We start from the raw sequence: 12872 nt of genomic DNA on the forward strand, positions 1-12872 counted from the left end.
CTCACGGCAAACAGGAAACGCCGCCTCCGGGCGGCGTTTTTCGTGCCGGCAGGAGAACTCACTCCTGCCGGCGGATCGTCCAGTCGCCCTCGCGGGCATCAGGCCGCAGCACCCAGCCAGGCTTGAGGGCGAGCTCCCATCCCTCGCCCGCCCAGCCCTCGGCCGTTTGCCGTGCCCCGGCATGGGCCACCGACAGCCGCTTCCAGTCGCTGGACAACAGCCCGTCACCACGCACGTCCAGCACGCCCCATTCGGCTGCCGCGCGGATCACCCCGTACACCGCACCCTGCGGTGGCAACGGCGTCACCCGGTTCGGATCGAAACTGAAGCTGGCACCGTTCACCGGTACGCCCAGCACCGGGCCATCGACCAGCCGCGCACGCAGGGCCGCCACCACCTCGGCCTGCTGCCTGGCGCGGGCGGCCTCCTCGGCCTCGACCTCGGCCAGGCCATGGCGCGCGCCAGCACGCCGGAACGCGGCCTCATCGGCGTCGATGGGTACCCCCAGGCCGACCGCAAGCAGCTGTGGCAATCCGTCCTTCCGGTTCCAACGGGTGCGCCAGTCCGGCGCAGCCCGGTCCAGCAGGACACCGTAGGCAGGCCCGGTGTAGTAGGCGAAGGAACGGGCATAGGCGGTCACGCCGTCGCCGCGGCGCAGGTGTTCGGCAAGGTGTGCTTCCCGCGCCGCATCCTGCGCGAGGATGCGGCCGGTGTACTCGGCGATGCCCTCATGGCGCTCCATCGCATCCTCGGCAGCACGCGACTCCGGGAAACGCGCCTGCCGCCAGCCCCGGAAGGTCAAGGCATCACGGCTGGCCCGTTGCCGCTGCGCCGCGTCCGTTGCCTCCATTGCCGCACGCAACGCACGCAGCTCCAGCCGCAGGGCCGTACGCCCCTGCGCCGTCTCCAGCTGGTCCTGATCGGCATGGGTGGCCGGCAGGCCGATCTGCGCCTGGATGCGGTGCCAGGCCTCGTGCATGAAGAGGATGGACTGCGCCACCGGATCTTCCGGCAGCGGCAGCATCAACATCGTCCAGGTACGCCCATTCCACTCCACCGCGGTGTTGGCCACCGGCACCTTGTCGGGCAAGCGGCCACGGAAGAGTGCGCCCTCGCGCTCCAGCGCGGCATCCACGCCGTCCATGTTGGCAATGAACTGGCGGCTGGCCGGATCGGCCAACAGCACTGGTCCGCACAGGCTCACGCCCCAGGTCTTGCCATCATCGGCCGTACACAGCTGCTGCATGCGCTGGAAGGCCGCGCTGGCGACGGATGCCTCCGGCAAGCCCTGTGCGAATGCTGCCGACGGGAACAACACGAACAGCAGGCCAATGCGCCTGCAGATGCCTCCAGCCACCGAACACCCCCTCATGGCGGAACCGTGTTCCGCGCGTCGTCAAACCCACCCGATGTCGGCTTACGCCGCGCCGAAATGCCCCAGCGGCGCGCCGGCCAGCAGATGCAGGTGGATGTGGAACACCGTCTGGCCGGCATCTTCGCGGCAGTTCATGACGATGCGGTAGCCGTTCTGCGCGAAGCCTTCCCTGCGCGCGTACTCGGCAGCAGCCAGGGCCAGCTTGCCGATCAGGTGTGCCTGCGAGGGCTGCAGGTCATCCAGGGTCGGGATGACGTCGTTCTTGGGAATGAACAGGACATGCACCGGCGCCTGCGGGGCGATGTCCTTGAAGCCCAGCACCTCGTCATCTTCATAGACGATGTTGGCGGGAATCTCGCGGCGGATGATCTTGCCGAAAATCGTATCGGTCATGCGACGGCTCATTGGCGTTGAACGGCCTACAGCTTACCGCCCCGCCGTGGCTTATTCGCTGATTTCGCTGCGGCTGCCAAAGGCGTGCGACAAGGTGCCGCGGTCCACGTACTCCAGCTCGCCCCCCAGCGGCAGGCCCTGCGCCAGGCGGCTGGGCCGCACCTTGTTGCGGCGCGCCAGCTGCGCCAGGTAGTGCGCGGTGGCCTCGCCTTCGACGGTGGAATTGGTGGCGATGATCAGCTCGGTGACCTCGCCTTGCGCCAACCGGGCTTCGAGCTTGTCCAGCCCCAGCTCGCGCGGGCCAATGCCGTCCAGCGGCGACAGCCGCCCCTGCAGCACGTAGTACACGCCGCGATAGCTGGTGGCGTGTTCGATCGCCAGGCGATCGGCCGGTGATTCAACCACGCACAGCGTCTGCCGCTCGCGACTGCTGCTGGCGCAGACCGCACACACCGGGGTTTCGCTGAAATCCCGGCACTGCTCGCAGTGGCCGATCTTCTCGATGGCCTCGGCCAGCACCTCGGACAAGCGCTGGCCGCCGTCGCGTGCGCGCTCCAGCACGTGGTACGCCATGCGCTGGGCCGTCTTCTGGCCGACGCCCGGCAACACACGGAAGGCTTCGATCAGTTGTTCCAGCAGCGGCAGGCTCATCGCGACAGGCTCTCTTCAAAACAAGCGCGCGAAGCCCGGAGGCTTCGCGACGCGGGTAACGCAGGTGCCGGCCCGGCCGGCGCCAGCATCATCAGAACGGCAGCTTCATGCCCGGCGGCAGCTTCATGCCGGCCGTGGCCGAGCCCATGCGGCTCTGCGATTCGGCGTCGATCTTGTTGGAGGCATCATTGAAGGCGGCGGCGATCAGGTCTTCCACCATCTCCTGGTCGGACAGCACCGACGGATCGATGCGCACCTTGCGGCACTCCTTGGTGCCGGTCAGCGTCACGCTGACCATGCCACCACCGGCGCTGCCGGTGACTTCCAGCTTGGCGATTTCTTCCTGGGCCTTCTGCAGGTTCTCCTGCATCTTCTGGGCCTGCTGCATCATTTGGGCGATATTGCCGCGCATGGTTCTTACTCTTTGAAGGGACGGATGGAGTCGGCCACGACCCGGGCGCCCTGCTGGATCAGCTGCTGCACCTGGGGGTCGGCCATGAAAACGGCTTCGGCCGCGGTTTGCTGCTCACCGCGCTGGCGATCAGCGCGCTCGTGCAACGTCTCGGCCTGGACGTTGCCGGTTTCAATCACGATCTTCGGGGTGCTGCCCAAGGCCTGCGACAAGGCCTGCGCCAGCGTCGCCAACGCACGTTCGGACTGCAGGTACTCAAAGCCCGGCAGCAGCGCCAGCTTCAGCACACCGTTCTGGAAGCTAACGAACGCCGCGTTGGCGGCCAGTTCGCGCGACGGGCCGGACAGGCCGCTGTCGACGATCAGGTCCAGCCATTGTTCGGCGCTGTCCAGGGCGCGCCCAGTGCCGGTGGCCGCCGGCCTGGCGGCCGGGGCGATCTCGATTCCGCTCGGGCGCGCTGGCGCGGTCGGGGCCACCGGAACCGCCGGCGCGGCCTGACGTACCGGCGCTTCCTCGACCGGTTCGGACATCGCCATTTCCGCCGCCATCGCCTCGTCACGCGCGGCGGCTTCGGCCGCCTCCACCGCCCACGGCGGCAGGTCGTCATCGGCTACCTGCGACTTGGCCGGCGGCGCCGGCTCGGATGCGGCCACGGCTGCAGGCGGTGCCACCGGCACCACGGGCTCAGCAACCGGCTTGGACGCAGTCACTGGCGCGGCAACGGCCGCGGCCGTCACACCGCTGCCCGTCGTTGCGGCACCGACCTGTTCCCCGGTGCCCTGCCCCGAGCCTTCCGGCACGGCCGGTACCGCGCCGGCCGGACGGAACGCCAGCATGCGCAGCACGGTCATTTCAAAACCGGCACGCGGGCTGGGCGCCAGGTGCAGGTCGCGACGGCCGCCCAGGGCCATCTGGTACCAGAGTTGCACTACTTCCGGGCGCAACCGCTGGCCGAAGGCCACCGCATCCACGCCCTCGCCCGGCACCACGGTGCCCGGGACCAGCTGCTGTACCTGGATGCGGTGCAGCGCCTCGGCCAGCGCGTCCAGCACGCCGCTCCAGTCCGGCGAGAAATCAGCCAGCGCCGCGACCACCTGCAGCAGCCGCGTGCCATCACCATCGGCCAGTGCGTCCAGCATCGCCGCCACCTGGGTGCGGTCGACCGTCCCCAGCATGGCGCGCACCACGTCATCGCGCAGCGCGCCACCGGCATAGGCGATGGACTGGTCCAGCAGCGACAGGCCATCGCGCAGCGAGCCATCGGCTGCACGCGCCAGCTGCACCAGGGCGCTGTCGTCGAACGCGATCTGCTCGGCGGTGAGGATGCGGGTCATCTGGCCGCGGATCTGCTCCTCGTCCAGGCGCTTGAGGTTGAACTGCAGGCAGCGGCTGAGCACGGTGACCGGCAGCTTCTGCGGGTCGGTGGTGGCCAGCAGGAACTTCACGTGCTCCGGCGGCTCTTCCAGCGTCTTGAGCAGCGCGTTGAACGCCGCCTTGGACAGCATGTGCACTTCGTCGATCAGGTAGACCTTGTACTTGCCGCGCGAGGGCATGTACTGGGCGTTCTCGATCACCTCGCGCACGTCATCCACGCCGGTATTGGAGGCGGCGTCGATTTCCAGCAGGTCGATGTAGCGGCCGGCGTCGATGTCCAGGCAGGCCCGGCACTGGCCGCACGGGTCGGCGCTGGTGCCCTGCTCGCAGTTCAGCGACTTGGCGAAGATGCGGGCAATGGTGGTCTTGCCGACACCGCGGGTGCCGGTGAACAGGAAGGCGTGGTGGACGCGGCCACTGTCGAGCGCATTGCTCAGCGCGCGGACCACGTGTTCCTGGCCCACCAGCTCGGCAAAACGCTTCGGACGCCACTTGCGGGCAAGGACGAGATAGGACATCAGGCAACCGTCTTCATCTGAAGCCCCATTGTGCCACGCCCACCCTGTCCGCCAGCACCCTGTTCAGGGGGTGCTTGTGGCCGACGCCCAGTCCCTATAGAATCTGCGCCCCTGCTGAGGCATTGCAGCAGCAGGATCCGGAGAGGTGTCCGAGTGGTTGAAGGAGCACGCCTGGAAAGTGTGTAAGCGTCTAAACCGCGCTTCGGGGGTTCGAATCCCCCTCTCTCCGCCAGATAACTGAAAAAGCCGTCCCTTGTGGGCGGCTTTTTCAGTTATGGGGCGGAAAGCATGGGAGATGACGGCACCAACGGGTTCGACCGCCGGCGTAGCCGGTGGGGCGGCGTAGCCGCCCGAAGGGTGAGGTGCGTAGCACCGAATCAATCCACCTCTCTCCGTCATGTAAAGAAAACACCGCCCAGTGGCGGCTTTCCCTTTGCCGATAAAAGGCACTGAAAGCAGGATGCTCCGCTGCATCGACCTCCGGCCAACGCGGCGGACTGCCCCTCATCACCGGCGACCAGCGATGCAGCCACGCGCAAGTGTCCAGTGAACAAAGACACGATGAGCAAGCCGAGCATTCCCGACGCTCCATGAGAATCGCCCCGACTACTTTTCAGTCTGGATCCGGCACCCCAACGCCGCCAAGTGGTGAGTCGGGAAATGACACCCGCCATGCCCCTCTTTCCCGTGCTAGTTTCGTTTTTTGGACCGATCCAAATAGGTGCGGGATGAAGAAGCTCGGCGGAACCCTGTTGGCACTGGCAACCCTTGCGGGCGCATTCACCGCCGCGCCCTCGCTGTCCCGGGCCGCAGCCCCTGATGCCGGCCAATCGGCCTACGCCGCCGTCGACCCGTTCATCGGCACCGGGGGCGAAGGGCATACGTATCCCGGCGCCACCGTTCCTTACGGCATGGTCCAGCTCTCGCCCGATACCCGCATCCAGTCGCGCAAGGACGGCTACGGCTGGGCGGCAGGCTACCGTTACGACGACAGCACCATCGTTGGCTTCTCGCACACGCATTTCTCAGGCACCGGTCATTCCGACCTGGGCGACCTGCTACTGATGCCGACCACCGGCGCGCTCACGCTTGAACGCGGCAACCCCGACCAGCCGGGCAGCGGCTATACCTCGCGCTTCAACCATGACAGCGAGACCGCGCAGCCCGGCTATTACGCCGTGACACTGGACGACTACAAGGTGCGCGCCGAACTCACCGCCAGCGCGCGCGTAGGCATGCACCGCTACAGCTTCCCGGCCGGTCAGCCTGCGCACGTGCTGCTGGACCTGCGCACCAGCATGTATGACTACCCGGGCAAGATCCTGTGGTCGCGCATCCGCGTGCGCCCCGATGGCACGGTCACCGGCTTCCGCGAAACCCGCGGCTGGGCGCCGGGCCGGCAGCTGTACTTCGCGCTGCGTTTTTCGCAGCCGCTTGCCGGCCATCAGTTGCATGACACCGAGCAGGACGTAGCCTACAAGGGCTTCCCGCCACCGGCCGAAAAGAACCCGGCACAGCGTGCGCAGATCGAAGGCCGGCAACTGGTCGCCGCCTTCGACATAACGCCGCGCGCCGGTACCCCGCTGCTGGTCAAGGTGTCCATCTCGCCGGTCAGCGAGGACAACGCCATCGCCAACCTCGACGCCGAAGCACCGGGCTGGGACTTCGACCGCATGCGTGCGGCGGCCAAACAACAATGGAGCACCGCGTTGGGCGCGGTCGATGCCCAAGGCGACGCCGCGCAACGCACCCGCTTCTACACCGCGCTGTACCACACCCTGCTCGGCCCGACGCTGTTCATGGACAGCGATGGCCGCTACCGCGGGCCGGACAATGCGGTGCACCAGGCAAAGGGTTGGACGAACTACTCGACCTTCTCGCTGTGGGACACCTACCGTGCCCTGCATCCGCTGACGACGTTGCTGCAGCCACCGCAACGCACCAACGACTTCGTCAACTCACTGCTCGCCTCGCGCCGCGAAAGCCCGTACGGCGTGCTGCCGGTGTGGTCGTTCCACGGCCTGGAGACGTGGTGCATGATCGGCTACCACGCGGTGCCGGTGATCGCCGATGCCTACATGAAGGGCATCCGCGGGTACGACACCGATGAAGCCCTGCAGGCCATGGTCGCCAGCGCCAACTACGGCCCGTACGACGGCATCGCGCAGTACCGCGAGCTGGGCTACGTACCGATCGACGAGGAAGGCGAAGCGGCCAGCAAGACGCTCGAATACGCCTATGACGACTGGAGCATCGCGCAGGTAGCGCAGGCGATGGGCAAGGACGCGGTGGCCGGCGAGTTCAGCCAGCGCGCGGCCAACTGGAAGCACGCCTTCGACCCGGCCACCGGCTTCATGCGTGCACGCCAGCGCGACGGCAGCTTCCGCGAGCCGTTCGACCCGAGTGCCAGCGGCTACGGCAGCGATTACACCGAAGGCAATGCCTGGCAGTACTCGTGGTACGTGCCGCAGGATGTGGCCGGGCTGACGGCAGCGCACGGCGGCCGCGAGCGCCTGCTGCAACGGCTGGACGCGGTGTTCCAGGCCAAGGTGGACCCGGCGATCTTCGCGCACATGGAGGACATCACCGGCCTGATCGGCTGGTATGCGCACGGCAACGAGCCCAGCCACCACGTCGCCTACCTGTACGCCTACGCCGGCCAGCCGTGGCGCAGCCAGGCGCGCCTGAAGCAGATCATGGACAGCCAGTACGCCGCGCGCCCCGATGGCCTGGCCGGCAATGACGACCTGGGCCAGATGTCGGCCTGGTACGTGTTCACCGCGCTGGGCTTCTACCCGGTCACGCCGGGCAGCAACCAGTACATCCTCGGCCGTCCGTTCCTGCCGCGCGCCACGCTGAACCTGCCCAACGGCAAGCAGTTCCGCATCGTTGCCGATGGGCTGGATGACGCGCACACCTATGTGGGCGGCGTCACCCTCAACGGCAAGCCATTGGACCGCGTATTCCTGACCCATGAGGAGATCCTGGCCGGCGGCGAACTGCAGTTCCGCATGCAGGCCGAGCCGAACACCCAGTGGCCTTCGGCGGCGGCCATCGCGCCCTATTCCCAGTCCGGCCCGGTGATTCGATGAACCCACCCGGCACCACCACCCGCGCGCCTGTCCACGACGTGCGCGCTTACCGCGCGACCGACGCTGCGGCCTGCCTGGCGTTGTTCGATGGCAATACGCCCGACTACTTCGCCCCCGGCGAGCGTGCCGACTTCGCGCGCTTCCTGGACGCGCTGGCGGGTGAACACGGCTATCTGGTGATTGAAGCTGCGGGCCGGGTCGTGGCCTGCGGTGGCCTGACCCTCAGCCCGGACGGCACGGCGGGCTTCTGCTGGGGCATGGTCGCGCGCCAACGGCAGCGGCAAGGGCTGGGCCGGCAGCTGGCGCTGGCGCGCCTGCAACAGGCACGCCAGCACCCGCAGGTGCGGCAGGTGGTCCTGAGCACCAGCCAGCACACCGAGGCGTTCTACGCCGGGCTGGGCTTCCGCGTGACCGGCCGCGTGGCCAATGGCCACGGCCCCGGCCTGGACGCGGTGGACATGGTCCTGCTGCTGGACGAGCGCTGAGCCGCCTCAGCTGCTGGACAACTTCATCAGCACCAGGCCGCTGACGATCAACACCGCCGCGCCGATACGCATCGCGCTGACCTGCTCGCCCAGGAAGGTGATTCCGATGACGAATGCACCGACCGCGCCGATACCGGTCCAGATGGTGTACGCCGTGCCCAGCGGCAGGGTGCGCATGGCCGCGGCCAGCAACCAGAAGCTGGCGATCATGCCGACGAGGGTGATGACGCTAGGGACCAGCCGGGTGAAACCATGGGATTGCTTCATCGCCAATGCCCAGACGATTTCCAGCAGACCCGCGACCAACAGATAGATCCAAGCCATGACAGGGCTCCTTGAAGGGGCCAGGCCGTCCTGGATGGGTTCCCGCGATGGGGGAGGTCGTCCTCCGTTGTGGGGCGCATTCTAGCCAAGCCGGCCGGCAATGGCCGTCAACGCGAGGTCACGGGTTACACGGGGTTTACACACGGATCTGGCCGCGCAGCCCCGGCATGGGCTACAATCTCCGCGCACGACAGGACCTGCTCCAGTTTGTGTCCGGTCCGTGAGCTGCGGCGGCTGATGATCCCATCGCCCCAACACTTTCTGGATTGCGAATGGCCGCGCATTGCGCGGCCAAACCGTCTCTATGGTGGCCCCGTCGGCCCCTCGCGACGCTAGGTCGAAAATCCCGCCAGGGCCGGAAGGCAGCAACGGTATCGATCGACGCGGGCGCCGAGGTCAGCCGGCGGGGCCACCGCCTTTTTGCGGGGTTGCCGCGCTCAGCGCGCGGGCGTGGCCTGGTGGAAGCACAGCCGCCAGCGTGAACCCTGCCGCCGCCACAACGAACTGCGCTCGGCCCACGCGTCTGCCTGCCCGGCGGGGCGATACCGGCTGCGGTAACGCACCTGGGCAAGATCCGGCGCCAGCAGCGCCACCACGAAGTCCTTCGCCTCGATATCCACCTGCGCGCCTTCGGCGGGCAGGTGCCGCAACATCTGCGTGCGCGTGTAGCAGCGGCCGGACTGGCCGACCTCGCTGAAGTCTTCGTCCAGCAGGGCTTCCAGCCGTTGCCGGTCAGCCCGCACCTCGGCGGTATGCAACGCCCGCTCCAGCATTTCCAGCTCGGTGGCCAACGCCCGCTCCAGCATTTCCAGCTCGGTGGCCAACGCCGCAGAGGCGGACAGGCCGTGCATGCTCAGGGCAAGGTCGCAGGATCGACCTGCGGACCGCTGCAATCGGCCAGTGCAATGCACTCACCCGGCTCCGCCACCCGATGCCCGCGTGCGCGCAGCGCCTGGCCATCGGCGGCGCCGGCGTAGTGGTAGAGCACCATGCGCGCCTGCGTGGCCGCGTCGTACTCGCGCTCCAGGTCGTCCACGCCGGTATGCGAGGGATTGCCGTGCAAGCCGCAATCGTGGGCGATCAATTCGTTGTCGCCGGCATACCGGGCCAGCATCTCCGGGATTGGCCGGGTGTCGCCACTCCAGACCAGTGCGCCGGGCAGGCGCAGGCCATAGGCGGTCTCCGGCCAGTGGTGGCGCACCGGGAATGCCTCCAGCCGCACGCCCTGGTGCCAGAACGCGTCCCCGACCACGATCAGCTGGAACGCATCCCAGAAATTGGCCCCGCCTTCGGCCAGCACGTTCGGATAGTCACCGATGCGCTTGTGCAGCAGCGGCACCACCGTGGCCGGCACGTACACACGCACCTTGCCGCGCCGCTGCCGGTTGAAGAAGGCGTCCACGAACAGCCGCTCGAAGCCGGCCACATGGTCCAGGTGGACATGGGTGATGAACAGCGCATCCGGCAGCGCGCCGTAGTGCGCGCGGTAGGCGGTCAACCCCTCGCCACCGCAGTCGATGGTCAGCCATGGCTGGCCGTCGCGCTCGATCACCGCCATCGGCGAGCCCAGTTCCACCGCCGAGGCATTGCCGACGCCCAGGAAACGTACTGCCCAACTCATCTCACACGCCCCGGTTCCAGGCCAGATCGTAGGCACGGCGCAGCCGTGCATAGTCCTTCTCGACATCCTCGCGGCTGCGCTCGCCGCGCAGCTTGAGCAGCGAACGCAGCAGGCGCTTGAGGTTGCGCTCCCGCCAGCGCGTGGCCGGGATGCGCAGCACGCCCCGGTCGAAATCGATCAACCAGCCACGGCCATTGGCGTCGAACAGGATGTTGTGGGCATTCAGGTCGGCATGGTCCAACCCGGCCCGGTGGAAACGGGCGATCAGCCGCCCGGCTTCTTCCCAGGGGGCGCCACGCCCGGCCACCTGCGCGCGGTCGGCCAGCGAACGCACGTCCTCCAGACGCTCCATCAGGATCGCCGCCCGGTAACGCACGCCATCGCGCATGTAGAACGCGGCCAGCGGCTGCGGCACCGGCAGTTTGTGCGCGATGAGCTTTCGCATCAGCCGGAATTCGGCGAAGCTGCGGGTGCGGTCCGGGCCCTGCCACAGGTAACGGTCACGGCTGAACTTGGCCGCCACCCCACCGCGCAGGTAGTTGCGCAGCACGCAATGCCCGAACGGCGCATCCACGAACCACGCGCCGCCACGCCCGCCCTCGCCCACCGGCCGCGCCTTGTCGCCCCAGTGGGCAGGGGAAAACAGCGTCGGCTCGGCTTGCCGCAGGCGTTGGCGGTCGAACAGAATGGCACCGTATCCACGACCTTCGCGGCACGGCGTCAGAGCTTCAGTGGCGTCGAATGCGACCATTCTTAGCGAGTCTAACAACACCATGCCTGCAACGTCCTCCCCGCTGTGCCTCTTGCGCCTCTCGGCGCTGGGAGACGTGACCCATGTGGTGCCGCTGGTACGCACCCTGCAGCAGGGCCTGCCGGGCACGCCACTGCACTGGGTGATCGACAAGGCCGGCCACAAACTGCTCGACGGGCTGCCGGGCGTGCATTTCCACGTCTACGACAAGAACACCGGCCTGGCTGGAATGCGTGCGCTGCGTCGCGAATTGCCGGAGGGGCGCTTCGAGGCCCTGCTGCAGATGCAGGTGGCGCTGCGTGCCAACGTGCTGTCGGCCTTCATCCCTGCCCGGCGCCGCATCGGCTACGACACGTCACGTTCGAAGGACCTGCACGGGCTTTTCATCAACGAGCGCATCCCCGACCGCCCGGGCATCCATGTGCTCGATGCGATCGGCAGCTTCTGCGAGCCGCTGGGCCTGAAGCAGACCGAGGTCCGCTGGGACCTGGCCACGCCGGCCGACGCCCATGCGTGGGCCGCCGCGCAATGGCAGGACGATGGCCGGCCGGTGCTGATGATCTCGCCCTGCTCCAGCCACCAGCGCCGCAACTGGTACGCCGAGCGCTACGCCGCGCTGGCCGACCACGCCGCTGCCCAAGGCTGGCGGGTGGTGCTGTGCGGCGGCCGCAGCGACCTGGAACGCGACACCACCGACGCCATCCTCGCTGCGATGCAACACCCGGCCCTGGACCTGGTCGGCAAGGACACGCTCAAGCAGCTGCCCGCCCTGCTCTCCCGCGCCAACCTGCTGGTCACCCCGGACTCGGGGCCGATGCATATCGCCAATGCGGTCGGCACCAAGGTGCTGGGCCTGCATGCGGCCAGCAATCCGGCACGCAGCGGCCCCTATTCGGACCGCCGCTACTGCGTGGACCGTTACGACGACGCCGCCCGCCGCTACCTGCACAAGCCGGCCAGCGCGCTGAAATGGGGCACCAAGATCGAGTTCGACGAGGTGATGTCACTGATCACCGTCGAGGACGCCATCGCCGCCTTCGAGCGTTACCGCAGCGACCACGGCCACTGATCCGCGCAACGAAAAGGCCGCCCCCAGGGCGGCCTTTTCAATTGGCGCGGCTTCCTCCGGCTCAGCCGGCGCGGTAATCCTGGTAGGACTTCTCTTCCACGTAGCTGGAGCCCAGCGCCAGGTTGATCGCCTTCTTGATCCGGGCGCGCTCGTCGTTCTGGAAGTAGACGCTGCGCGCCAGCTGCACGAAGCCGTCGTCGAAGGACTGCGCCTTCTCCTTCAGGCGGATGTCGTCCTCGATGTCCCACAACCGCTCGTTGACCGCCTTGAGCTCGCTGCGCAGCGCGGCGATGTCCTGCACCGCGGCCGGGTGGGCCGCCCAGGTGCGGTCCAGCGCCGCCAGTTCATTGCGCACATTGGCCAGCTTGGCCGCATCGCTCATCCGCTCGGACTTGATCTGCAGGATCGAGATCTTGTCGAGCAGCTCGCCAAAGGAAACGGGGACCAGGATTTCAGACATGGGGCACACCTGCGAAACGTGGCGCACAGTGTAGCCGTGCATGGCATCGCAGTGCCCCTCCCTGCCCCTCGGCCCGACCGCCGCCCGCCGTACCAGAGGCATTTGCCGCCCTTTTCCTGCACGGGCGGCAGGGCCCCGCGGCATGGCGGCATGCGTCCGGCGGTCCGCATCCACGCATTGCGGCACATCGTCGGGCGATGCTGCATTGCGGCGACGCGGGCCGCTGTGCACACGCCATTCCGGCCCCGCGGCAGCGAACTTGGTAACGGCTGAAAGTCTTCGTTGACAGTGCCGACAAACGCTCTGTACAACCGTCGCCGGCTGGCTCGGACGGGCAATGCCATGAC

At 67.8% G+C, this 12872-nt stretch carries 13 protein-coding genes, 1 tRNA gene and 1 other RNA gene; 5 read left to right on the forward strand and 10 right to left on the reverse strand.

Going from position 1 to position 12872, the window contains the following annotated elements; genetic code table 11:
- Positions 1–58: 58 nt before the first annotated feature.
- The 5 genes from IB227_RS04985 to dnaX all read right to left on the reverse strand — a co-directional run bounded on the left by IB227_RS04985 (position 59) and on the right by dnaX (position 4723).
- A complete protein-coding gene (locus tag IB227_RS04985) occupies positions 59–1357 on the reverse strand; it encodes a hypothetical protein (protein ID WP_192286532.1) in 1299 nt (432 codons plus the stop codon).
- A gap of 60 nt (positions 1358–1417) precedes the next feature.
- Entirely contained in the window at positions 1418–1768 is a 351-nt protein-coding gene (locus IB227_RS04990) for a histidine triad nucleotide-binding protein (RefSeq protein WP_192286533.1), read from the reverse strand.
- A gap of 51 nt (positions 1769–1819) precedes the next feature.
- Entirely contained in the window at positions 1820–2419 is a 600-nt protein-coding gene (gene recR, locus IB227_RS04995; RefSeq protein WP_132864805.1) for a recombination mediator RecR, read from the reverse strand.
- Positions 2420–2510: 91 nt separating this feature from the next.
- Entirely contained in the window at positions 2511–2831 is a 321-nt protein-coding gene (locus tag IB227_RS05000) for a YbaB/EbfC family nucleoid-associated protein (protein ID WP_132864806.1), read from the reverse strand.
- A gap of 5 nt (positions 2832–2836) precedes the next feature.
- Positions 2837–4723 carry a DNA polymerase III subunit gamma/tau gene (gene dnaX / locus IB227_RS05005; RefSeq protein ID WP_192286534.1) on the reverse strand — a complete coding sequence of 629 codons (1887 nt, stop codon included), beginning with the start codon at positions 4721–4723 and terminating at the stop codon, positions 2837–2839.
- Between the two features lie 139 nt (positions 4724–4862).
- On the opposite strand from dnaX, the gene IB227_RS05010 reads away from it, so the two are divergent.
- The 3 genes from IB227_RS05010 (at position 4863) to IB227_RS05020 (ending at position 8300) form a co-directional block, all read left to right on the forward strand.
- Positions 4863–4955: transfer RNA gene (locus IB227_RS05010), tRNA-Ser, on the forward strand.
- Positions 4956–5451: 496 nt separating this feature from the next.
- Entirely contained in the window at positions 5452–7815 is a 2364-nt protein-coding gene (locus tag IB227_RS05015; RefSeq protein WP_192286535.1) for a GH92 family glycosyl hydrolase, read from the forward strand.
- Positions 7812–8300 (forward strand): GNAT family N-acetyltransferase, encoded by a 489-nt coding sequence (locus IB227_RS05020; RefSeq protein WP_192286536.1) that lies wholly within the window; start codon positions 7812–7814, stop codon positions 8298–8300. The genes IB227_RS05015 and IB227_RS05020 overlap by 4 nt, the downstream gene beginning before the upstream one ends.
- 6 nt (positions 8301–8306) lie before the next feature.
- Here the strand turns inward: IB227_RS05020 and sugE are convergent, their stop codons facing one another.
- The gene (gene sugE / locus IB227_RS05025) at positions 8307–8624 is read right to left on the reverse strand and encodes a quaternary ammonium compound efflux SMR transporter SugE (RefSeq protein ID WP_132864811.1); all 318 of its coding nucleotides are present in this window, start codon (positions 8622–8624) and stop codon (positions 8307–8309) included.
- A gap of 313 nt (positions 8625–8937) precedes the next feature.
- Here sugE and ffs point away from each other — a divergent pair.
- Positions 8938–9034, forward strand: an RNA gene (gene ffs / locus IB227_RS05030) — signal recognition particle sRNA small type.
- A 27-nt stretch (positions 9035–9061) separates the two neighbouring features.
- On the opposite strand, the gene IB227_RS05035 is transcribed toward ffs, so the two are convergent.
- From IB227_RS05035 to IB227_RS05045, 3 genes are read right to left on the reverse strand one after another with little or no spacing between them, the layout of a single operon-like run.
- A complete protein-coding gene (locus IB227_RS05035) occupies positions 9062–9475 on the reverse strand; it encodes a nuclear transport factor 2 family protein (RefSeq protein ID WP_225591591.1) in 414 nt (137 codons plus the stop codon).
- A 2-nt stretch (positions 9476–9477) separates the two neighbouring features.
- Positions 9478–10245: an MBL fold metallo-hydrolase gene (locus IB227_RS05040; RefSeq protein WP_192286537.1), complete on the reverse strand. Its 768-nt coding sequence runs from the start codon at positions 10243–10245 to the stop codon at positions 9478–9480.
- Between the two features lies 1 nt (position 10246).
- Positions 10247–10996, reverse strand: coding sequence for a 3-deoxy-D-manno-octulosonic acid kinase (locus tag IB227_RS05045; protein ID WP_132866158.1), 750 nt, complete (start codon positions 10994–10996; stop codon positions 10247–10249).
- A 22-nt stretch (positions 10997–11018) separates the two neighbouring features.
- On the opposite strand from IB227_RS05045, the gene IB227_RS05050 reads away from it, so the two are divergent.
- Positions 11019–12065 (forward strand): glycosyltransferase family 9 protein, encoded by a 1047-nt coding sequence (locus IB227_RS05050; protein ID WP_192286538.1) that lies wholly within the window; start codon positions 11019–11021, stop codon positions 12063–12065.
- A gap of 61 nt (positions 12066–12126) precedes the next feature.
- Here the strand turns inward: IB227_RS05050 and IB227_RS05055 are convergent, their stop codons facing one another.
- On the reverse strand, positions 12127–12525 hold the full coding sequence (locus IB227_RS05055) for a DUF6165 family protein (protein ID WP_192286539.1): 399 nt from the start codon (positions 12523–12525) through the stop codon (positions 12127–12129).
- Positions 12526–12872 lie beyond the last annotated feature (347 nt).

The sequence above is a fragment of the Stenotrophomonas sp. STM01 genome (genome assembly GCF_014852135.1).
GTDB lineage: Bacteria > Pseudomonadota > Gammaproteobacteria > Xanthomonadales > Xanthomonadaceae > Stenotrophomonas > Stenotrophomonas capsici.